Source organism: Candidatus Pantoea persica, from assembly GCF_013753875.1.
Classification (GTDB): Bacteria; Pseudomonadota; Gammaproteobacteria; order Enterobacterales; family Enterobacteriaceae; genus Pantoea; species Pantoea persica.
Genome location: NZ_SMDS01000018.1, coordinates 89,711 through 112,233 on the forward strand (window position 1 = coordinate 89,711; position 22,523 = coordinate 112,233).

Sequence of the window (22,523 nt, forward strand, 5' to 3'; positions counted from 1 at the left end):
AATCTGTCTGTGGCGTGCGCGGCCGTTACGATAGTCGCTCATCGGCACGCAGGAGCAGAACAGGTTACGATCGCCGAAGACGTCATCCAGACGCTTCACCGTCGGCCAGTATTTGTTGTCGCTGCCTGCCGGGAAGACCGCCAGCTCGCGGCTGTAGGGATGATGCCACTCGCCCACCATCTCTTTCTGGGTATGCGGCGCGTTCACCAGCGGGTTGTCGTCCGCAGGGCACTCGCCGTCCGCCACGCGATCGGTCTCCATGCGGATCGCCAGCATTGCATCAATAAAGCGATCCAGCTCGATCTTGCTCTCCGACTCAGTCGGCTCCACCATCAGCATGCCGACCACCGAGAACGACATGGTTGGCGCGTGGAAGCCCTAGTCAATCAGGCGCTTGGCGATATCAAGCTCGCTGATGCCGGTCTGCTCTTTCAGCGGACGAATGTCGAGGATACATTCGTGCGCCACGAAGCCGTCGCGGCCGACATAGAGGATCGGATAGGCGGCGCTCAGGCGGCTGGCGATATAGTTGGCGTTGAGAATAGCCACCGAGCTGGTCTGCCTCAGCCCCTCCGCGCCCATCATGCGGATATACATACAGCTGAGCGGCAGGATTGAGGCGCTGCCGAACGGCGCGGCGGAAACCGCGCCCCGCTGCGTCAGAACGCCCTCGATCTGCATGACGCTGTGGCCCGGCACGAACGGTGCCAGGTGCGCTTTCACGCCGATCGGTCCCATGCCCGGGCCGCCGCCGCCGTGCGGAATGCAGAAGGTTTTATGCAGGTTAAGGTGCGACACGTCCGCGCCGATATAGCACGGCGTGGTAATACCGACCTGTGCGTTCATGTTGGCGCCGTCGAGATAGACCTGGCCGCCATGCTGATGGACGATCTGGCATACCTCGCGGATGGTCTCTTCATAGACACCGTGGGTAGAGGGATATCACCATAATGCAGGAGAGCTGCTCTCCCGCCTGCGCCGCTTTTTCGCGCAGATCGCCAAGGTCGATATTGCCCTGCTTGTCGCAGGCCACCACCACCTCCATGCCCGCCATCTGCGCCGAGGAGGGGTTGGTGCCGTGCGCCGAACTCAGGCAGAGGTTGCGCCCGCCCTCGTTGCGGCTTTCGTGATAGCGGCGAATCGCCAGCAGACCGGCATATTCGCCCTGCGCGCTGGAGTTGGGCTGCATGCAGAGTGCGTCGTAGCCGTTCAGCTGCACCAGCCACTGTGACAGCTGGCCGATCATCTGCAGATAGTCTGTCGCCTGCTCAGCGGGACAGAAGGGGTGCATGTCGGCAAATTCCGGCCAGGTGATAGGGATCATCTCCGCCGCCGCGTTGAGCTTCATGGTGCAGGAGCCAAGCGGGATCATTGCCTGGTTCGGAGCCAGATCCTTTTTCTCCAGGCTGTGCATATAGCGCATCATCTCGTCTCGGTTTCGCTGTGATGGCGGTTGAACACCGGATGCGTCAGGATGTCGCCCTGGCGCTGCTGCGCGGCGGGAATCGCCTGGCTGTCGGCCGCCACGGCGACGTCCAGCTTGTCGATATCCTGGCCGTGCGCGTCGCCCAGCAGGATGGCGAACAGCGCCTGTACATCTTCGCGGCGCGTGGTTTCATCAAGGGTTATGCCCACCGCCTGATGAATATCGCTGCGCAGGTTAATGCCGAAGCTCAGCGCGCGGCTCAGCACCGCCGCCTTGTCCGCAACCTCTACCGTTAGGGTATCGAACCAGCTGCGGTGGCGCAGCTTCAGGCCGCCGTTTTGCAGCCCGGCCGCCAGGATAGTGTTCAGGCGATGAATGCGCGAAGCGATTCGCTTCAGCCCGGTCGGCCCGTGATAGACCGCATAGAGGCCGGCGATATTGGCCAGCAGCACCTGCGAGGTGCAGATGTTGGAGTTCGCCTTTTCGCGGCGGATATACTGTTCGCGCGTCTGCATCGCCATACGCAGCGCGGTATTGCCCGCCGCGTCGCGCGAGACGCCGATAATGCGTCCCGGCATGGAGCGCTTGTGCTCATCGCGGCTGGCGAAGAAGGCGGCGTGCGGGCCGCCGTAGCCCATCGGCACGCCGAAGCGCTGCGCTGAGCCAAAGACGATATCCGCGCCCTGCTCGCCCGGCGCCTCCAGCAGCACCAGCGCCATAAAATCAGCGGCGACGCTGACAACGATTTTGCGGCTTTTCAGCTCGCCGATCAGCGCGCTGTAGTCGTGCGCCTCGCCGGTGGTACCCACCTGCTACTGCAGCACGCCGAAAACCCCTTCATGTTCCAGCACTTTGTCCGCCCGATCTATAATCAGTTCAAAACCAAAGGTTTCCGCGCGGGTGCGTACCACGTCCAGCGTCTGCGGATGGATATCCTCGGCGATAAAAAATTTACAGGCGTTTTTCAGCTTGCTGATGCGCTTCGCCATCGCCATTGCTTCCGCCGCCGCCGTGGCTTCATCCAGCAGCGATGCCGAGGCGACGTCCAGCCCAGTCAGGTCGAGGATGAGTTGCTGGAAGTTGAGCAGCGCTTCGAGACGGCCCTGTGACACTTCCGGCTGATAAGGCGTATAGGCGGTGTACCACCCCGGGTTTTCCAGCATATTGCGCAGGATCACCGGCGGCGTGACCACCGCGCTGTAGCCCATACCGATCCAGGATTTAAAACGCTGGTTCTGACTGGCGATCGCCTTTAGCTCGGCCAGCGCCTGCTGCTCGGTCGTGGCATCGCCGACGGTGGGCGGACCGGGCAGCTGGATGTCGGCAGGCACGATAGCGCCAATCAGCGTCTCCAGCGAGCTGGCGCCGATCGCCTCCAGCATCAAAGTCTGTTGTTCCGGCGAAGGTCCAATATGGCGTTCAATAAAGGCGCCGTTGTGTTCGAGCTGGCTTAAAGTATGGGTCATGAGCACGTAATCCTGAATCGGGCGATAAAACGGAAAAGCAAGCGGTTAAAAAGGCGGCCGGGGTTGCGGACCGCCGTGTGGCTTATTCGTCGATAGACGCTTTGTATGCGTCCGCGTCCAGCAGCGACTCCAGCTCTGGCGCGTCGCTCAGCACGTCATTGACCGCGACAATCTCGCCGCTGATCGGCGCATAGATATCGGAGGCCGCCTTTACCGACTCAGCAACGGCGCACTCATCGCCTGCGGCGTAGCTGTTGCCGACGTCGGGCAGGTCAACAAAAACCATATCGCCCAGCAGCTCTTGCGCATGCTCGGTAATGCCCACCGTACAAGTGCCATTCGCTTCTTTACGTACCCACTCATGGCTGTCACGGTACTTCAACTCAAACTCATTTGGCACATTGCTCATCGCCATCTCTCCAGAATAAAAGGTTACTGAACCGGCTTGCCGCCGCGAACAAAAACAGGTTTGGTGACGTTGACCGGTATCTCGCGATGGCGGATCTCGACGATGCGCTGTCGCCGATGCCGGCGGGCACGCACGCCAGCGCAATGCTGCAGCCGAGCGTCGGGGAGAAGGAGCCGCTGGTGATGATGCCCTGCTGCTGCTGCCCGTACGCGTCGGTAAAGCGAACCGGCTGGCCGCTGCGCAGCACCCCTTTCTCCATCAGGATCAGGCCGACCAGCTTGTCTGTACCCTTCTCACGCTACGCCTCTAACGCGTCACGGCCGATAAAGTCTCGCTCGGCTGGCTCCCAGCTCACCGTCCAGCCCATATTGGCCACCAGCGGCGAGACGCCTTCGTCCATCTCCTGGCCGTAGAGGTTCATGCCCGCTTCCAGCGGCAGCGTGTCGCGCGCGCCCAGCCCGGCGGGCTTAACGCCAGCGGCCAGCAGCCGCTGCCAGAATTCGGCCGCTGCCGCCGCCGGCAGCGCGATCTCGTAGCCCGCTTCGCCGGTATAGCCGGTGGTGGCGATAAAGAGATCGCTGCACTGCACGCCGAAAAAGGGCTTCATGCCTGCAACCGCGGCGCGCTGCTCCTCGCTGAACAGGCTCTGCACCTTCTGCTGCGCCTGCGGCTCCTGCACCGCGATTAGCGCCAGATCGTCGCGCGCCGTCAGCGCCACGCAGTAGCGCTGGGCATGCTCAGCGATCTACGCCAGATCCTTTTCGCGCGTCGCCGAATTAACGACGAGACGGAAAAAGTCATCGATCATAAAGTAAACAATCAAATCGTCGATGACGCCACCGGACGCATTCAGCATGCCGCTGTAGAGCGCCTTGGCGGGCTGGGTTAGCCGGGCGACATCATTCGCCAGCAGGTAGTGCAGAAAGTCGCGCATTTGCCCGACGTGCAGATCGACGATGGTCATATGGGAGACGTCAAACATCCCGGCGTCCTGACGTACGGCGTGATGCTCGTCCATTTGCGAGCCGTAGTGCAGCGGCATCATCCAGCCGTGAAAATCTACCATGCGGGCGCCGCAGGCCTGATGCTGTTCAAACAACGGAGTGTGCTGAGTCATAACCATCCTATCGCGAAGCGGGTAAGTTTTCGTCTGTTCACCGCCGCTAAACGGCCAGCGCAAACGTTCTCTTTTCCCCTGAAGTTACAATTGAAAAAGGGATTTAACCATAAGCTGTACAGGGGCGAATTGAAGCAAGCCTTTGCCGCGCGGCACAAAGCAGTCAGTGGATTTAACTGCCAATTTGTGATTTACCGCGCAATTAAAAGGGTTATAGGGGTTTTAAACAGTTGAAAATTGAGGAATGGTGCGCAGATTATAAATAACTCACTCGCTACGGGAGATTTTCACATAGATAAATCTAATGCGAAGCGGGCGGTAAAATTAGAATAAATCAAACGATGCCCGCCAGGTGTGTAAGCCTGCTCTGCTTTGGCGCATCCAGGGTTGCAGGCATAAAAAAAGCCAGCGCAAGGCTGGCTCAGAGCAAGGAACAGGCGGCTAGCGCAGCCAGTCGGGCATATCGTGCAGGCCCATCGCCTGACGCAGCATGACCGGCTTGATCCCCGGCAGCCGGTCCGCCAGCGTCAGTCCGACATCGCGCAGGAGCTTCTTCGCCGGATGAGCGCCCGCGAAAAGCTCGCGGAAGCCCTGCATACTCGCCAGCATCAGCGCCGCACTGTGTTTGCGGCTACGCTCGTAGCGCCGCAGATAGAGATGCTGGCCAATATCTTTGCCCGCCTGATGCAGACAGCGGATTTCGCCGGTTAACACCGCCGCGTCCATAAAGCCGAGGTTGACGCCCTGCCCCGCCAGCGGATTAATGGTATGAGCGGCATCGCCAACCAGCGCCAGACGGTGCGCGGCGAAATTGCGCGCGTAGCGCGCCATCAGCGGGAAAGATTTGCGCTCGCTCTCCAGGTGGCACAGGCCAAGACGCATATCGAACGCCACCGCCAGCTGCTGGTTGAACAGCGCGGCCGGCATCGTCTCCAAGCGGCTCGCCTCCTGCGGCGACAGCGACCAGACGATAGAACTGAGGTGCGGGTCCTGCATAGGCAAGAACGCCAGAATGCCGTCGCCGTGAAACACCTGGCGCGCCACCGCATCGTGCGGCAGATCGGTGCGGATATTGGCCACCAGCGCATGGTGGCCATAGTCCCAGAAGGTCAGCGGGATATCCACTTTGTTGCGCAGCCAGGAGTTGGCACCGTCGGCGGCGATCAGCAGGCGCACGGTGAACATGCTGCCATCCTGCAGGGTAATAAAGGCTTCGTTCTCGCCGAACGCCACCTGCTGCAGCTGCACAGGCGCCATCAGCGTAACGTCGCCGCAGCGGCTGGCGCGTTGCCAGAGCGAGCTGTGTATCGCCGGGTTTTCAACGATGTGTCCCAGGTGGGTCATGCCCTGATGCTCGTCGTCGAAGCTGATGGCGCCGAAGCTATCGCGATCCCACACTTCCATACCGTGATAGGGGCTGGCGCGGCGCGCCAGAATATCGTTCCAGACATCGAGCTTTTGCAGCAGTCGTTCGCTGGCGGCATTGAGCGCCGATACGCGAATCGACGGCGCCGCGCTGGCGTCGTAGCACGGCTCAGCCGCCTTTTCCAGCACGGCGACGCGCAGCCCGCTGCCCTGCAGCCCGCAGGCGACCGCCAGTCCTACCATGCCGCCGCCGGCGATGACCACATCAAAACTTTGCATCGGTGCCCCTTAGTTAACGCTTAACCCAGCCGAGCGTGCGCTCGGCCAGTTGATTTCGCAGCCCTGGCAGATGATCCATCGCCATCAGCCCCAGATTACGCCCCACGGCCAGCGGCGCGTAGCGGTTGGCGAACAGCCGCACCAGCCCGTCGGTCAACGCAATGGTAGCCTCCCGGTCTGGCTGACGTCGCTGCTGATAGCGGCTCAACACCGCGTAGCTGCCGATATCCTGCTGCTGGCGATGGGCCGCTGCCAGCGTTTCCGCCAGCGACATTACATCGCGCAGGCCGAGGTTAAAGCCCTGCCCGGCGATGGGATGCAGCGTCTGCGCCGCATTGCCGACCAGTGCTAGGCGGTGAGAGACCAGCTGCGTGGCGCTCTGCAGCGCCAGCGGATAGCTTTCGCGCCTGCCGGCATGGGTAAACCGTCCCAGCCGCCAGCCAAAGGCGCGCTGCAGCTGCTTCAGAAACGTCGCATCGCTCCAGCCTTCAACCTCTGCGCGCGCGGAGAGTGGATGGCACCAGACCAACGACAGCCGGTTATCGGACATTGGCAGCAGCGCCAACGGACCGTGCTCGGTGAATCGCTCAAAGGCGCGCCCCTGATGCGGCAGCTGAGCTGAGACGTTGGTGATCACCGCCAGCTGCTGATAATCCTCACGCTGCCACTGCATAACGAACGAGGCGGCGAGCGGCGAGCGGGAGCCGTCGGCCGCCACCAGCAGCGCGCCCTTCAGCTGTTCGCCATCCTCCAGCATGACCTGCACACTCTCCTGCTCGCGGCGGGCGTCGATGACGCGCGCGGGACAGCACAAGGTGACGCCAGGGGCGCACTTCAGCCGCTCGAACAGCCGCTGCCCCACGTCGAAAAGCTCCACCACATGGCCGAGCGCCGGCAGCTGATACGCCTCAGCGCGCAGGCTGACAAAGCCGGCGTGTCCGCGATCGGAAACGTGAATCTGGGTGATGGGCGTGGCGCAGGATTCAAGCGAGCGCCAAAGGTCGCTCGCCATCAGCTGCTGGCGCGTGCCGGCGGCCAGCGCGATAGCGCGGCTGTCGTAGCCCGGATGCGCGCGGCTGTCGAGCGCGCTGTTTTCGAGAAGCGTTACCGGTAGCTTGCCCTGCGTCAGATTGGAGATCGCCAGCGCCAGCGTCACGCCGGTCATGCCGCCGCCCACGATAATGATGCTCATGCCTGACGCGCCGCCGCCATCAGCGCCTCAATCGCCTCAGGATCCTTCACCACGCTGTCGGTCAGGTTCTCATTGCCGGTTTCGGTGATCAGGATGTCATCTTCGATGCGAATGCCAATGCCGCGATATTCTGGCGGCACGTCGGCATCCGGCGCGATATAGAGGCCAGGTTCGATGGTCAATACCATGCCTGGCTCAAGAATGCGGTCGCGCGATGGTGTGCCGTAGTGGCCGATATCGTGTACATCCAGCCCCAGCCAGTGGCTCAGGCCGTGCATAAAGAACGGACGGTGCGCCTCTTCCGCGATCAGCGCGTCGATGTCGCCCTGCAGAATGCCCAGATCGACTAGCCCGCCGATCATGATACGCACCACCTCTTCATTGACGTCGCGAATGCTGACGCCGGGACGGAACAGCGCTAGCGCTTTATACAGCGAGGCGAGCACGATGTCATAAACCGCGCGCTGCGGCGCGCTGAAGCGGCCGTTGACCGGGAAGGTGCGGGTAATGTCGCTGGCGTAGCCCTTCAGTTCGCAGCCGGCGTCGATCAGCACCAGATCGCCGTCGCGCAGTTCGCTCTCATTTTCGGTGTAGTGCAGAATGCAGCCGTTTTCGCCTGAGCCGACAATGGTGTTGTAGGAGGAAAAACGGGCGCCGTGCTGGTTGAAAAAGTAGTGGATTTCGCCTTCAAGATGGTATTCGAACAGGCCGGGACGGCAGGCTTCCATCGCGCGGGTATGCGCCAGCGCGCTGATTTTTCCGGCGCGGCGCAGAATCTCGATCTCTTCCGGGCTTTTGAACAGGCGCATTTCATGCACCCAGGGACGCCAATCGGTCAGCGTCGCGGGCGCGTTGAAATGCTGGCGAAAGCCGCGGCGCAGCTTTTCCAGCGCGGCGAACACCAGCGTATCCGCTTCGGCATATTCGCCCTGCGCGTGGTAAACCACGTCCAGCCCGTCGAGCAGCAAATGCAGCTGCTCGCCGATATCATCCCAGGGCAGTGCGCGATCGACGCCGAGTTTTTCCGGCGCGGCCTCCTGGCCCAGCCGGCGTCCAAACCAGATTTCCGCCGTCAGATCCCGCACTCGGTTAAACAGCACGCTGTGGTTGTGGGTCTTGTCGCTTTTGATCAATACCAGCAGCGCCTGCGGCTCGTTAAAACCGGTGAAATACCAGAAATCACTGTTTTGACGGAACGGATATTCGCTGTCGTTGCTGCGGGTGACTTCCGGCGCGGCAAAAATCAAGGCGGCGCTGCCCGGTACCATTTTCGCCAGCAGCGCCTGACGACGCTGCTGGAAGCTGTCCAGAGAAATCATGTTTGCACTCCCTGTAGAAACGGGCGCACGGCGCCCTGCGATATCTGGCTTAGTGTAGTGTCGGTTTTTTCACTTCGGGGGCGGTTGGCATCGGCTGCGGGCGATTAAAGGTGTCATGGCAGAGCAGCGCCACGACGCGCACATACTCAATCACCTCTTCCAGCGACTGCTCCAGCTCGTTCTGATCTTCATCTTCTTCGTAGCCGAGCTGCGCAATGGTGCGCAAATCGTCGATGGCTTCGCCGGTCACCTTATCCAGTTTCGGTTGGGTGACGCCGAGGCCGAGCAGGAAGTGATTGACCCAGCCCGCCAGCGCGTCGGCGCGGTCGAATACGCTGATGTCGTCATCATCCGGCAGCATCAGCTGAAACAGGAAGCTTTCGTTCTCCAGCGTGGTGGCGGTGCTGTCGTGCAGCGCCTGCAGCGGCAGCGACAGCCCCTGCGAGAAGGCCATGCCTTCGTTGGTGAGATCGTGCACCAGCCTTTTCCAGCTGCTGTCCTGATTGCCGCCGCACAGGATGCCGCTAATCAGGCCGTGCATTTCCGCAGGTGTCATCCCCACGCCTTGTTGCGAGAGCGTCGAAGCCAGCGCATTGTAATCAGGGGTTGCGTTCGGTAAAGACATAAGGATTCGTCGTCGTTGGCAGAAAAAGTTCATGATATGCTACCACTAGCTGCCTCAAGGTTTCCAGAAAAGGGGTTGTATCTTATTTCGAGGGTCTATATAGTTGCCCGCCTCCCAACGCATTGAGCACTCAGGAAGCTGCGGGCGAAGTAATCAGTCAGGAAGGTGGCATGTCTGCACAACCGGTAGATATACAAATTTTTGGTCGTTCATTGAGAGTGAATTGTCCGCCTGAACAGCAAGATGCGCTGAATGCGGCTGCCGATAACCTCAATCAACGGTTGCAAGATTTAAAAGTTCGCACTAGAGTCACAAATACCGAGCAACTGGTGTTTATCGCCGCTTTAAACATCTGCCATGAACTGGCGCAAGAGAAAGTGAAAACGCGCGATTATGCTGCTAATATGGAACAACGTATCCGTATGCTGCAGCAGACGATTGAACAGGCTCTTTTTGAGCAAGGTCGCATAACCGACCGCCAAGGTGCGAAGTTCGAATAATACTTTATAGTCGTTGTGCTACAGTGACTTTGAAGTCCATTTTCTCTGAGGTGTTTGCAAGCGGGCCAGTCCCCTGAGCCGATATTTCATACCAACAGAGTGTGGGGCTCTGTAACCTGTGAGCATGCTCGGTTCGTCCGAGAAGCCTGATGGTTGCGACGGCACATTTACCTTGAACCAAGGATTCAAGGGTTACAGCCTGCGGCTGCATCTCGGAGATCTCTCTACGTTCTGCATTTGTTCTTCCCCGCTTTGAATGATATAGTTGCTCAATCAGCAACTTATCTGCGGGGTTCTTATGTCCCAGCCCTTACCGCTAGATCGACACGCTCTGCGTCAGCATCTGCGCCATCTGCGCCGCGCCCTGACGGACAAGCAGCAAGTGCAGGCCGCCGATCTGCTGGCGGAACATGCCGTTAATTTCGCTCCTGTCGCCCGGGCGGCGCGTATTGCCCTCTTCTTATCGGTAGATGGCGAACTCAATACCCGTCCCTTGATCGCTAAACTCTGGCAAATGAACAAGCAGGTCTATCTGCCGGTGCTGCATCCCTTCGCGGCCGGGCATCTGCTGTTTCTGTGCTATACGCCAGAAACGGTGCTGACGCCGAATAAACTGCGTATTCCCGAACCGCCGCTCGATATCCGACAGCTGACGCCCCTAGACCGGCTGGATGTGATGATGGTGCCGCTGGTGGCCTTCGACCGCGACGGGCAGCGCCTTGGCATGGGCGGCGGCTTTTACGATCGCACCCTGCAAAACTGGCGGCAGCACGGCTTTTTGCCGGTCGGTCTGGCGCATGAGTGTCAGCAGGTTGAACGCCTGCCGGTGGCGGAGTGGGATGTGCCGCTGACTGCGGTGCTGACGCCATCGCGGCTGTGGCAGTGGGAATAGCGGAAATCAGCGGGGCTTTGCATTGACGGGCCGTCAGCGAAACCGCTGACGGCCCGGTGTTTACATCCGAATCAGTAGAGCAGGCGGGCGCGAATGGTGCCTGGAATCGCCTTCATCAGCTGCAGCGCTTTGTCCGCCAGATCCTGCGGCGCGTCGATATCGATCACTACGTAGCCCATCATCGGCGAGGTTTGCAGGAACTGCGCGGCGATGTTGATGCCCTGCTCGGCGAAGATCTGGTTAATCGCTGTCAGCACGCCCGGACGGTTTTCATGGATATGCAGCAGACGGCTGGCGCTGGCACCGTGCATCGGCAGCGAGACTTCCGGGAAGTTAACCGCTGAGAGCGTTGAGCCGTTGTCAGAGTATTTGGCTAGCTTGCCTGCCACTTCGATGCCGATATTCTCCTGCGCTTCCTGAGTGGAGCCGCCGATATGCGGCGTCAGGATCACGTTGTCGAACTCGCACAGCGGCGAGTTGAACGGATCGCTGTTAGTGGCCGGCTCGACCGGGAAGACGTCGATAGCCGCGCCGGAGAGATGCTTGCTGGCCAGCACGTCGCACAGCGCGGCGATATCAACCACGGTGCCGCGCGAGGCGTTGATCAGCAGCGCGCCCGCTTTCATCTGTGCCAGCTCCTGCGCGCCGATCATATTCTGCGTCGACGGCGTTTCCGGCACATGCAGGCTCACCACGTCACTCATGTTCAGCAGATCGGCAAGATGGCGCACCTGGGTAGTGTTGCCCAGCGGCAGCTTGTTCTCAATGTCATAGAAAAAGACGTGCATGCCGAGGCTCTCAGCCAGCACGCCAAGCTGCATGCCGATATGGCCATAGCCGACGATGCCGAGATTTTTGCCGCGCGCCTCATAGGAGCCGACGGCATTTTTGTTCCAGATGCCGAGGTGCGCTTTGGCGTTCGCCTCAGGAATGCCGCGCAGCATCAGCAGCATTTCGCCGATAACCAGCTCGGCAACCGAACGGGTGTTGGAGAATGGCGCGTTGAATACCGGAATACCGCGCGACGCGGCGGCGTTAAGATCGACCTGGTTGGTGCCGATGCAGAAACAGCCCACAGCGACCAGTTTCTCCGCCGCGGCGAAAATCTCTTCCGTCAGCTGGGTGCGGGAGCGGATCCCAATAAAATGCGCATAACGGATAGAGGACTTAAGCGCGTCGGCATCCAGCGCGCCCTTGTGGAATTCGATATTGGTGTAGCCCGCCGCACGCAGGTTTTCCACCGCGCTCTGATGCACGCCTTCCACCAGCAGGAACTTAATCTTATCTTTCTCCAGTGATACCTTTGCCATTTCACCAACCCTACTTGTGATTTCAACAACCGCTGCCCTGCCATAAGCACGCCTTCTGTCAAAATATAAAAAAAATACGGTTGCGACAATACAACCGTTTGCCTGCCTGCCAGCACGACGAGGGCTGAGCTCAGCACATTGCCGCAGAAAATCGGGGTCGGAACCACGAACAAAGAATGAACCTTCTATCGATGACGGTTATGTGACATAAGTCACCGAATTTAGCCGATGTAAGAAAAGATGTTTTACGCGGGTAAATAACCGGCGCGCTTGCGCGCCGGAAAGATCATTTTTCGATGGTTTTGACGCCGTCCGGCGTGCCGATCAGCGCGATATCGGCGCCGCGCGCGGCGAACAGGCCGACAGTGACCACGCCAGGCAGCGCATTGATGCTTTTCTCCAGCGCAATCGGGTCGAGGATACGCAGATTATGCACGTCGAGGATCAGGTTGCCGTTGTCGGTCACCACGTGCTGGCGATACTCCGGCAAACCGCCCAGCTTCACCAGCTCGCGGGCAACATAGGCGCGCGCCATCGGGATCACCTCGACCGGCAGCGGGAAGCGTCCCAGCACGTCGATCTCTTTTGACGCATCGGCGATGCAGATAAACTTTTCGGCGACCGCCGCCACGATCTTCTCGCGCGTCAACGCCGCGCCGCCGCCTTTGATCATCTGCATCTGCGGATTGATCTCATCCGCCCCGTCCACATAGATCGACAGCGTATCGATCTCATTGAGATCGAACACCTGGATGCCGTGCGCTTTTAGCTTCAGCGTCGAGGCTTCCGAACTGGAAACAGCGCCCTCGATCTGATGTTTCATGGTGGCAAGCGCGTCAATAAAGTGCGCAGCGGTGGAGCCGGTGCCGACACCGACGACGCTGCCGGACTGCACATATTTCAGCGCGGCCCAGCCTACGGCTTTTTTCAGTTCATCCTGGGTCATGGTATGTTTAAAACCTGTGCGACAACGAAATGCGCATAATAGTATAAAGCAACGTTTGCCGAATGTGCGTGGTCGTTTTAGTTCGATTTACCGCTTTGGAAGCCACCCTGCAAAAAACGCGCGGCCAAAAGCGCTTCTGCCGCCCGCCAGGCGGAAAGATCGCGGGCAACGCGCGTCAGATGAATTTTTTGTGACATAGTAGCCTCCATCCTGAAGGAGAGAAAACAACAATGAAACGCCCCGACTATCGAACGCTTCAGGCACTAGACGCTGTGATTCGCGAACGCGGCTTTGAGCGCGCTGCGCAAAAGTTGTGCATTACCCAGTCGGCCGTGTCGCAGCGCATTAAGCAACTGGAGAATCTGTTTGGCCAGCCGCTGCTGGTGCGCACCGTGCCGCCGCGCCCTACTGAACAGGGTCAGAAGCTGCTGGCGCTGCTGCATCAGGTCGAACTGCTGGAAGAGGAGTGGCTGAGCAACGAAAACGACGGCACCACGCCGCTGCTGCTGTCGCTGGCAGTCAACGCCGACAGTCTGGCGACCTGGCTGCTGCCAGCACTGAAAGAGGTGCTGGCGGATTCGCCGTTGCGCCTCAACTTACAGGTAGAAGATGAGACCCGTACGCAGGAGCGCTTGCGCCGCGGCGAAGTGGTGGGTGCGGTAAGTATTCAGCCGCAGCCGCTGCCGAGCTGCCTGGTGGATCAGCTTGGCGCCCTCGACTACTTGTTCGTCGCCTCGCCGGCCTTCGCCGCGCGCTACTTCCCCAACGGCGTGACGCGCTCGGCGCTGCTTAAGGCGCCAGCGGTCGCTTTCGATCATCTGGACGATATGCATCAGGCCTTTCTGCAGCAGAACTTTGACCTGTCGCCCGGCAGCGTGCCCTGCCACATCGTCAACTCGTCGGAGGCGTTCGTGCAGCTGGCGCGCCAGAGCTCGACCTGCTGTATGATCCCGCACCTGCAGATTGAGCGCGAACTGGCGAGCGGTGAGCTGCTCGATCTGACGCCGGGTCTCTGCCAGCGACGCATGCTTTACTGGCATCGCTTCGCGCCGGAAAGCCGCCTGATGCGCCGCGTCACCGACGCACTGATTTCTCACGGCCATCGTGTGCTGCGCCAGGACTATCTGGCGGCCTGAGCCGTGCGCGTCAGGCAAAGCGCCTGCACCTTTTGCTTTGGCTGTTGTCTGAAACGCGATCGAAAAAAGGGGCGCTGAGCGCCCCTTTTCCTTTACTTACTGGGTAGTAGTAGTATTCGGCTTGATGTCGAAGACCACATCCATCTGATCGTCAAAGTGAATGCTCTGCTGCTCATAGGTCTGCTGCGCCGAGGTGTCCGCCGACGCGGCCTCGGCCTTATACATGCGCGCCATCGGCATCGGCTGATAGTTAGCGACATGGTAGCGAATGCTGTAGACCGGGCCGAGATTCGCGTTGAAGCCTTCCGCTAGCGCCGCCGCCTGCTGGGTAGCGTTATCGATCGCCGCCTTGCGCGCCTGCGCCTTATAGCTCTCCGGGTTGTTCACGCCCAGCTCCACGGAACGGATCTCGTTCAGGCGCGCTTTTCAGCGCGCCGTCCAGCAGCTTATCCAGCTGGCGCAGCGTGACTGCACCTGACGCACTGCGCGGTACCCTTTCAGCACCGACTTGCCTTCTTTGGTGTAGTCATATTCCGGCTGGGTGCTGAGGTTGGCAGCATCGATATCTTTTTTCTCGACGCCGCTTTTCTGCAGAAAATCGAAATATTGCGCCACGCGGTCGTCAGCCTGTTTTTTGGCGTCCGCCGCGTCTTTCGAGGAGACGTTCACCACAATCGAGAGCGTCGCGATATCCGGACACCCATCAACGGTTGCCTGGCCTGAGGTGACGACGTGCGGCCCGTTAGGCAGTTCATCAGCTAGGGCGCTCAGCGGTAGCGACGCGGCGCCCATCATGGCGACCAGCGCCAGTGCTTTCAGTTTCACAAAAGTCCTCCTTGAAATCTCTGTTTTGCTGCGGCAGTAAACGCGCAAGCCTGAGCGAAATGGTATGCACTGCTTAAGAGCACTTTATAGCGCAAAAGTTCGTGTTTTTATGATTCTGCCGCGCCGCTTTCAGACTATTCAAATCAGAAATTCGCTATGCCTTGTAGCGCCAGCTGGCTGGCGATAAACCACATCACCACGTCGACCAGCAGATTAATAGAGCGCGCTGCGCAAGCGCGGCAACAGCCACGCCGCCATCAGAGCCAAGCCAAAGAACCAGAGCACCGACGCGCTGATGGTGCCCAGCGCAAACCAGTGGCGCGCCGCCTACGTCGGAAGCTGCCCGCCGAGGCTGCCCAGCACCACAAAGGTGTCGATATAAACATGCGGGTTAAGCCAGGTCACCGCCAGCAGCGTGGCGACAATACGCCAGCGGCTCTACTTCAGCTCGCCGTCGCTGGCGAGATCGACATTGCCGCTAAAGGCGATGCGCAGCGCGTTCCAGCCGTACCACAGCAGAAAGGCCACGCCCGCCCAGGTAATCAGCATCAGCAGCGGCGGCGACTGATGTAGCAAGGCGCTGCCGCCAAAGATGCCGCCGCAGATCGGCAGTATATCGCTGAGGGCGCAGAGCGCGGCCGTCATCAGATGATATTGGCGCTTGACGCCCTGATTCATCACGAAAGCGTTTTGCGGCCCCAGCGGCAGATAAGCGAGGCCTCAAGGGCAAGTTCCTGTAAAGAAAGACAACAGGCGATTTTCCTGTCATCGGTGAGATGCGGAGGAGTAATAGAAAGAAATCATTAGCAGAAAGGGACAGATTTAATCGCCCATTAGCCAAGTTAATGCGGGCGGCGTGCACGCCGCCCGTCGAAGATTACTGCGTTTTTGCTTCCGCCTCAGGCTGGCTGGCCTGATGCAGATGCACATTCATCTGCGGATAAGGGATGTCGCGTCCAGCGCACGCTTGAAGTTCTTCAGCAGGTCCCAGTAAACGTCCTGCAGATCGCCGCTGTTGCTCCAGCAGCGCACTACGAAGTTCAGCGACGAGGCGGCCAGTTCGTTCAGGCCAATCTGCACACCCATATCTTTCAGTACGCGCGGATCGTTATTCACCACCTCTTTCAGCAGCGCGATCACCTCGTCCACATCCGCATCGTAGGCGACGCCGATTATAAATTCGTTGCGGCGCACCGGCTCGCGCGAAAAGTTAACGATATTGCCGGCGATGATTTTACCGTTCGGCACCACAACGATTTTACCATCGGCGCTTTTCAGCGTGGTGGAGAAAATCTGGACGTTAAGCACCGTGCCCATAACGCCGCCTAAATCGACAAATTCGCCCGCGCGGAACGGACGGAAGGTGACCAGCAGCACGCCCGCCGCCAGGTTGGAGAGCGAGCCCTGCAGCGCCAGACCAACGGCCAGACCGGCGGCGCCGAGTACGGCGATGACCGACGCGGTCTGCACGCCAACGCGGCCCAACGCGGCGATCAGCGTAAAGGCGATAATGCCGTAGCGCACCAGCGCTGACAGAAAGTCCGCCACCGTTTTATCGATGTGACGCGCCACCAGCACACGGTTGATGCCGCGTGAAATGACGCTCGCCACGATCATCCCGAGGATCAGAATCACGATAGCGGCGACGATATTGACCGCATAGCTGAGGATTAGCGCCTGATTGCGCACCAGCCAGCCACCGGCGTTGTGGATGCCGTTTAAGACATTTAAGTCTTCCATTTGATAGCCCTGTTGTTGAATTCCCTGCCGGGAAGGTCAAATCACAGCCAGAAAATTCCGGCAAACCTGCTAACAAGGGTAAACGTTATTCGGGGATGTGCCAAATTCCCGTTGAATTTGCTGTAAATTTAAGCTAAAAGAACCGCAAAAAAACAAAAAAGGTCAGATCTACGGATCTGGCCTTAAGAGTTAATCCAGCGTGTGGATTACAGACGATCGATAGCGTTCAGCTCTTTGAAAGCCTGCTTGAGGCGCACAACCATTGAGGCCTGCGCGGCGCGCAGCCAGACGCGTGGATCATAGTATTTCTTGTTCGGGCTGTCCGGGCCCTGCGGGTTGCCAAGCTGGCCCTGCAGGTACTCTTCGTTCTTTTTATAGTACTGCAGGATGCCGTCCCAGGTCGCCCACTGGGTGTCGGTATCGATGTTCATCTTGATCACGCCGTAGCTGATCGATTCTTCGATTTCCGCTTCAGAAGAGCCGGAGCCGCCGTGGAAAACGAAGTCCAGCGCGTTGTGCAGCAGGCCATGTTTTTCACACACGTATTTCTGCGAGTCGCGCAGAATTGTCGGAGTCAGTTTCACACTGCCTGGCTTGTAGACGCCGTGCACGTTGCCGAAAGAGGCCGCGATGGTGAAGCGTTTGCTGATTTTGCTCAGCTCGGTGTAGGCGTAGTCGATATCTTCCGGCTGGCTGTAGAGCGCAGAAGCGTTAACATAGCTGTTGTCCACGCCATCTTCTTCACCGCCGGTCACGCCCAGTTCGATCTCCAGCGTCATGCCCAGCTTGTCCATACGCGCCAGGTATTTGCTGCAAATCTCAATGTTCTCTTCCAGTGACTCTTCAGACAGGTCGATCATGTGAGATGAGAACAGCGGCTTGCCGGTTTTCTCGAAGTGCGCTTCGCCCGCGTCGAGCAGACCGTCGATCCACGGCAGCAGTTTCTTCGCGCAGTGGTCGGTGTGCAGGATAACCGGCACGCCATACTGCTCTGCCATCAGGTGAACATGATGCGCGCCTGCGATGGCGCCGAAAATGGCTGCGCCCTGCGGCTTGTCGGTTTTGAAACCTTTACCGGCGATAAACGCCGCGCCGCCGTTGGAGAACTGGACGATAACCGGCGCTTTAACTTTCGCAGCGGCTTCCAGCACGGCGTTGATTGAATCGGTGCCGACGCAGTTTACCGCTGGCAGCGCGAATTTGTTCTCTTTCGCTACCTGGAAGATCTTCTGAACGTCATCACCAGTGACAACGCCGGGTTTAACGAAATCAAAAATTTTAGACATGATTGTGTCCTGTTTCGTGACCGACTATCCCCTATAGGACAGCGCTTTAAACGCCCTGTGGGCAAGTCTTCAGGCGACGCGCCAGTGCGTCGCCTCCAAAGGATTACTGCTTCGCACGCTCTTCCAGCATGGCGACCGCAGGCAGTTTTTTGCCTTCAATGAACTCAAGGAACGCGCCGCCGCCGGTAGAGATGTAAGAAATTTTGTCTTCAATGCCGAACAGGTCGATAGCCGCCAGGGTATCGCCGCCGCCTGCAACAGAGAACGCATCGCTGTCGGCAATCGCATTCGCTACGATCTCGGTGCCCTTACGGAAGTTCGGGAACTCGAACACGCCGACTGGACCGTTCCACAGAATGGTTTTCGCCTCTTTCAGCAGTTTCGCCATGTTCTGCGCGGTTTCGTCACCGAAGTCCATAATCTCTTCGTTATCCGCCACTTCGGAAACCTTTTTCAACGTAGCCGGCGCAGTTTCGGAGAATTCCGTGCCGACGTGTGAGTCGGTCGGTACCGGAATGCCGTACTGGTCGCGCAGGCCTTTTGCCGCCTCGACGAAGTCGGGCTCGTAGAGCGATTTGCCGACGTTGTTGTCGATTGCGACGAAGGTGTTGGCGATGCCGCCGCCGACGATCACGGTATCCGCGATTTTCACCAGTGACTGCAGCACGTCAAATTTGGTCGACACTTTAGAGCCTCCCACTACGGCCACCAGCGGACGCTCCGGGTTGCTCATTACCTTGCCCAGCGCTTCCAGCTCGGCGGAGAGCAGCGGACCGGCACAGGCGATCGGCGCGAACTTGCCGACGCCGTGGGTTGAGGCCTGCGCGCGGTGCGCGCTGCCGAAAGCGTCCATCACGAAGACGTCGCACAGCGCAGCGTACTTCTTCGACAGCGCCTCGTCATCTTTTTTCTCGCCTTTGTTAAAGCGCACGTTCTCCAGCATCACTAACTCGCCCGCGCCGGCTTCGACGCCGTCGAGATACTCTTTCGCCAAGGTCACGTTGGTGCCGTTCAGTTTTTCTTTCAGATAGTTAACAACAGGCAGCAGGGAGAATTCTTCGTTGTATTCACCTTCGGTCGGGCGACCCAGGTGAGAGGTAACCATCACTTTTGCGCCCTGTTTCAACGCCGATTCGATGGTAGGCAGAGAAGCACGGATACGTGCGTCTGACGTCACTTGCCCTTCTTTTACTGGTACGTTGAGATCGGCGCGGATCAGAACGCGCTTACCAGCCAGATCCAAATCGGACATCTTAATTACAGACATGGTTAACCCTCTCGTTGATTCTCATAAGTTTTGCCAGGCGCAAACCGCGCCTTACCTGAAACCGCTTGCGGCCATCGCTAACGTCGTATCGAGAATTCGGTTAGCAAAGCCCCATTCGTTGTCGCACCATACTAGGGTCTTGATCAGGTGCTGACCGCTAACCCGCGTTTGCGTGCCGTCCACAATGGCACTATGCGGATCGTGGTTAAAATCTACTGAGACTAACGGTAATTCCGTATAGTCAACTATACCACGAAATGCCCCCTCTGACGCGTTTTGCAGCAGGGCGTTGACCTCGCAGGCCCTTACCGGCGCGCGCACGGAAACGCTAAGATCGATGGCAGTTACGTTGATAGTCGGCACGCGCACCGCGATCGCCTCAAAGCGATCGTTAAATTTCGGAAAAATACGGGTAATGCCCGCGGCCAGTTTGGTATCGACCGGAATGATCGACTGGCTGGCCGCGCGCGTGCGGCGCAGATCGCTGTGGTAGGCGTCGATCACCTGCTGGTCGTGCATCGCCGAATGGATAGTGGTGACGGTGCCAAACTCGATGCCAAAGGCGTCGTCCAGCAGCTTGATCACCGGAATAATGCAGTTGGTGGTGCAGGAGGCATTGGAGACGATGTGGTCGCTCTGCTGCAGTGCATGCTCGTTCACACCGTACACCACGGTGGCGTCGAGGTCGTTGCCGCCCGGATGAGAAAAGAGTACCTTCTTCGCGCCCGCCTGCAGATGCGCCTCGCCATCGGCCCGGCTGCCGTACAAGCCGGTGCAGTCGAGCACCACATCGACGTTCAGCTCGCGCCACGGCAGCGTCTCGATGCCGGCCTGGTGCAGAATGCGGATGGTGTCGTCGCCCACGCGCAGCACGTCGCGCTCCTGCCGCACCTCCCAGGCAAAGCGACCGTGGCTGGTGTCATACTTAAGCAGGTGGGCCATGCCCACCGCTTCCGCCAGCTCATTAATCGCCACCACATTGATTTCGGCCCGACGTCCGGTCTCATAGAGGGCACGCAGCACATTGCGCCCAATGCGGCCAAAGCCATTTATCGCCACCCGAACGGTCATCTCTTTTCTGCCACTTCCTGCTAAAAAACGTGCCGATAGCCTGACCATTTCACGCACTTTTGTACAGGGAATTTTCATCCGCCTCGCCGCGCAAAAGTCGCGTAAAAACCTGTAAATGAAACGGTTCAGCCAGGATAAAGCAAGCGAGAAATGATGGGAATGACCGCGATCAAACGCACCGCTGAATGTTGGATCTGCGTCACATTTTTACCGGTTAACGCGGCGCTGCAAACGTAACAGCAGGCAATAAAAAGGGGACGCCCGATGGCGTGCCCCTCTGATGACTGCTGGCGCTTATCAGGCGAGAATCGCTTTCGCCTGTGCGACCACATTGTCGACGGTAAAGCCGAAGGTTTCGAACAGCTTCTCCGCCGGCGCCGATTCGCCGAAGGTGGTCATGCCGACTACCGCGCCGTGCAGGCCGGTGTATTTCTGCCAGTAGTCGGCGATGCCCGCTTCAATAGCGACGCGCGCGCCGATCGCTTTCGGCAGCACTGCTTCACGGTAGGCGGCATCCTGCTTGTCGAAGGAGTCGGTAGAGGGCATGGAGACCACGCGCACTTTGATGCCTTCGCTGCTCAGACGATCGTAAGCGGCCACCGCCAGCTCAACTTCCGAACCGGTGGCGATCAGGATCAGCTCCGGTTGGCCGTCGCACGCTTTCAGGATGTAGCCGCCGCGCGCGATGTTCGCCAGCTGCTCGGCGCTGCGATCCTGCTGCGCCAGGTTCTGGCGAGAGAAGATCAGCGCGCTCGGGCCGTCTTTACGCTCGATAGCGTATTTCCACGCCACCGCTGACTCAACCTGGTCACACGGACGCCAGGTGCTCATGTTCGGCATGGTGCGCAGGCTTGCGAGCTGCTCAACCGGCTGGTGCGTCGGGCCATCTTCGCCCAGACCGATGGAGTCGTGGGTGTAGACCATAATCTGACGGATCTTCATCAGCGCCGCCATACGCGCCGCGTTGCGCGCGTACTCCACGAACATCAGGAAGGTCGCGGTGTACGGCAGGAAGCCGCCGTGCAGCGCCAGGCCATTGGCGATAGCGGTCATGCCGAACTCGCGCACGCCGTAGTGAATGTAGTTGCCCGCTGCGTCGACGTTGATCGGCTTCGAGCCGGACCACATGGTCAGGTTGCTCGGTGCCAGGTCGGCAGAGCCGCCCAGGTATTCCGGCAGCAGCTTGCCGAACGCTTCGATGGCGTTCTGCGAGGCTTTACGGCTGGCGATTTTCGCCGGGTTCGCCTGCAGCTGTTCGATGAACTTCTGCGACTCTTCCTGCCAGTTAGCTGGCAGCTCGTTGCTGACGCGACGTTTGAACTCGGCGGCCAGCTCCGGGAACGCCTGGGCGTAGGCGGCGAACTTCTCGTCCCACTGCGCTTCTTTCGCCTTGCCCGCTTCTTTCGCGTCCCACTCGGCATATATCTCTGACGGGATCTCAAACGGCGCGTGGTTCCAGCCCAGCTGCTTGCGAGTCAGCGCCACTTCGTTGTCGCCCAGCGGCGCGCCGTGCGAGTTGTGGGTGCCGGCTTTGTTCGGCGAGCCAAAGCCGATCACAGTTTTGCACATCAGCAGCGACGGCTTGTCGCTTACCGCTTTCGCTTCGTCGATCGCTTTGGCGATGGCGTCTGCGTCGTGGCCATCTACGCCGCGCACCACGTGCCAGTCGTAGGCTTCAAAGCGCTTCGCGGTGTCGTCGGTAAACCAGCCGTCGATGTGGCCGTCGATAGAGATGCCGTTGTCGTCATAGAAGGCGACTAGCTTGCCCAGCTTCAGGGTGCCTGCCAGCGAGCAGACTTCGTGGGAGATGCCTTCCATCATGCAGCCGTCGCCCATAAAGACGTAGGTGTTGTGATCGACGATCTCATGGCCCGGACGGTTGAACTGCGCCGCCAGCGTGCGCTCGGCGATAGCGAAGCCGACCGCGTTGGCGATGCCCTGGCCCAGTGGACCGGTGGTGGTTTCTACGCCTGGGGTGTAGCCATATTCCGGGTGACCTGGAGTTTTTGAGTGCAGCTGGCGGAAGTTCTGCAGCTCGCTCATCGGCAGATCGTAGCCGGTGAGGTGCAGCAGGCTATAGATCAGCATTGAACCATGACCGTTGGAGAGCACGAAGCGGTCGCGATCGGCCCACAGCGGATTGGTCGGGTTATGGTTCAGGTAGCCGCGCCACAACACCTCGGCAATATCTGCCATACCCATCGGGGCCCCCGGATGTCCCGATTTGGCTTTCTGTACTGCGTCCATACTTAACGCGCGAATGGCGTTGGCAAGCTCTTTACGAGAGGGCATTTTCTACTCCAGGTCAGATGAATGATTTATCGCTTTAACTCATTGTTATTCATGGTTAAT

The 22,523-nt window shown here is 59.3% G+C and carries 14 protein-coding genes, 1 other RNA gene and 5 pseudogenes; 4 read left to right on the top strand and 16 right to left on the bottom strand.

What is annotated here, in order from left to right; genetic code table 11:
- Positions 1–27: 27 nt before the first annotated feature.
- The 7 genes and pseudogenes from gcvP to EIO60_RS09280 form a co-directional block, all read right to left on the bottom strand.
- Positions 28–2,892: pseudogene (gene gcvP, locus EIO60_RS09250) on the bottom strand (aminomethyl-transferring glycine dehydrogenase); the annotation flags it as partial.
- An 82-nt stretch (positions 2,893–2,974) separates the two neighbouring features.
- Positions 2,975–3,301, bottom strand: coding sequence for a glycine cleavage system protein GcvH (gene gcvH, locus EIO60_RS09255; protein ID WP_258576610.1), 327 nt, complete (start codon positions 3,299–3,301; stop codon positions 2,975–2,977).
- Between the two features lie 23 nt (positions 3,302–3,324).
- A pseudogene (gcvT, locus tag EIO60_RS09260) lies at positions 3,325–4,418 on the bottom strand (glycine cleavage system aminomethyltransferase GcvT).
- A 441-nt stretch (positions 4,419–4,859) separates the two neighbouring features.
- Complete coding sequence (ubiI, locus tag EIO60_RS09265; protein WP_258576611.1) at positions 4,860–6,062, bottom strand: FAD-dependent 2-octaprenylphenol hydroxylase; 1,203 nt, start codon at positions 6,060–6,062, stop codon at positions 4,860–4,862.
- Positions 6,063–6,075: 13 nt separating this feature from the next.
- Positions 6,076–7,254: a 2-octaprenyl-6-methoxyphenyl hydroxylase gene (gene ubiH, locus EIO60_RS09270; protein ID WP_258576612.1), complete on the bottom strand. Its 1,179-nt coding sequence runs from the start codon at positions 7,252–7,254 to the stop codon at positions 6,076–6,078.
- Positions 7,251–8,573, bottom strand: coding sequence for a Xaa-Pro aminopeptidase (gene pepP / locus EIO60_RS09275; protein WP_258576613.1), 1,323 nt, complete (start codon positions 8,571–8,573; stop codon positions 7,251–7,253). Before pepP ends, ubiH begins: the two co-directional genes overlap by 4 nt.
- A 49-nt stretch (positions 8,574–8,622) precedes the next feature.
- Positions 8,623–9,198 carry a YecA/YgfB family protein gene (locus tag EIO60_RS09280; protein WP_258576614.1) on the bottom strand — a complete coding sequence of 192 codons (576 nt, stop codon included), beginning with the start codon at positions 9,196–9,198 and terminating at the stop codon, positions 8,623–8,625.
- Between the two features lie 170 nt (positions 9,199–9,368).
- Here EIO60_RS09280 and zapA point away from each other — a divergent pair, with 170 nt between their 5' ends.
- The 3 genes from zapA (at position 9,369) to EIO60_RS09295 (ending at position 10,590) form a co-directional block, all read left to right on the top strand.
- Positions 9,369–9,698, top strand: coding sequence for a cell division protein ZapA (gene zapA / locus EIO60_RS09285; RefSeq protein WP_258576766.1), 330 nt, complete (start codon positions 9,369–9,371; stop codon positions 9,696–9,698).
- A gap of 39 nt (positions 9,699–9,737) precedes the next feature.
- A non-coding RNA gene (gene ssrS / locus EIO60_RS09290) (6S RNA) lies at positions 9,738–9,921 on the top strand.
- A 75-nt stretch (positions 9,922–9,996) separates the two neighbouring features.
- Positions 9,997–10,590: a 5-formyltetrahydrofolate cyclo-ligase gene (locus EIO60_RS09295; protein ID WP_258576615.1), complete on the top strand. Its 594-nt coding sequence runs from the start codon at positions 9,997–9,999 to the stop codon at positions 10,588–10,590.
- 71 nt (positions 10,591–10,661) lie between these two features.
- On the opposite strand, the gene serA is transcribed toward EIO60_RS09295, so the two are convergent.
- Both serA and rpiA read right to left on the bottom strand, forming a co-directional pair.
- Positions 10,662–11,900 carry a phosphoglycerate dehydrogenase gene (gene serA, locus EIO60_RS09300; protein ID WP_258576616.1) on the bottom strand — a complete coding sequence of 413 codons (1,239 nt, stop codon included), beginning with the start codon at positions 11,898–11,900 and terminating at the stop codon, positions 10,662–10,664.
- 286 nt (positions 11,901–12,186) lie between these two features.
- Positions 12,187–12,846: a ribose-5-phosphate isomerase RpiA gene (gene rpiA / locus EIO60_RS09305; RefSeq protein WP_258576617.1), complete on the bottom strand. Its 660-nt coding sequence runs from the start codon at positions 12,844–12,846 to the stop codon at positions 12,187–12,189.
- A 230-nt stretch (positions 12,847–13,076) separates the two neighbouring features.
- On the opposite strand from rpiA, the gene EIO60_RS09310 reads away from it, so the two are divergent.
- The gene (locus EIO60_RS09310) at positions 13,077–13,982 is read left to right on the top strand and encodes a LysR family transcriptional regulator ArgP (protein WP_258576618.1); all 906 of its coding nucleotides are present in this window, start codon (positions 13,077–13,079) and stop codon (positions 13,980–13,982) included.
- 96 nt (positions 13,983–14,078) lie between these two features.
- Here the strand turns inward: EIO60_RS09310 and EIO60_RS09315 are convergent.
- From EIO60_RS09315 to tkt, 7 genes and pseudogenes are all read right to left on the bottom strand, one after another.
- Positions 14,079–14,777 (bottom strand): annotated as a pseudogene (locus EIO60_RS09315) (oxidative stress defense protein).
- Positions 14,778–14,950: 173 nt separating this feature from the next.
- Positions 14,951–15,515 (bottom strand): annotated as a pseudogene (argO, locus tag EIO60_RS09320) (arginine exporter ArgO).
- Positions 15,516–15,684: 169 nt separating this feature from the next.
- Positions 15,685–16,547: pseudogene (gene mscS, locus EIO60_RS09325) on the bottom strand (small-conductance mechanosensitive channel MscS).
- 206 nt (positions 16,548–16,753) lie between these two features.
- Positions 16,754–17,833 (bottom strand): class II fructose-bisphosphate aldolase, encoded by a 1,080-nt coding sequence (gene fbaA, locus EIO60_RS09330; RefSeq protein ID WP_258576619.1) that lies wholly within the window; start codon positions 17,831–17,833, stop codon positions 16,754–16,756.
- A 103-nt stretch (positions 17,834–17,936) separates the two neighbouring features.
- Positions 17,937–19,100 (bottom strand): phosphoglycerate kinase, encoded by a 1,164-nt coding sequence (gene pgk / locus EIO60_RS09335; RefSeq protein WP_258576620.1) that lies wholly within the window; start codon positions 19,098–19,100, stop codon positions 17,937–17,939.
- Positions 19,101–19,151: 51 nt separating this feature from the next.
- Complete coding sequence (gene epd / locus EIO60_RS09340) at positions 19,152–20,171, bottom strand: erythrose-4-phosphate dehydrogenase (RefSeq protein WP_258576621.1); 1,020 nt, start codon at positions 20,169–20,171, stop codon at positions 19,152–19,154.
- Positions 20,172–20,468: 297 nt separating this feature from the next.
- Positions 20,469–22,463 (bottom strand): transketolase, encoded by a 1,995-nt coding sequence (gene tkt, locus EIO60_RS09345; protein WP_258576622.1) that lies wholly within the window; start codon positions 22,461–22,463, stop codon positions 20,469–20,471.
- Between the last annotated feature and the right edge of the window lie 60 nt (positions 22,464–22,523).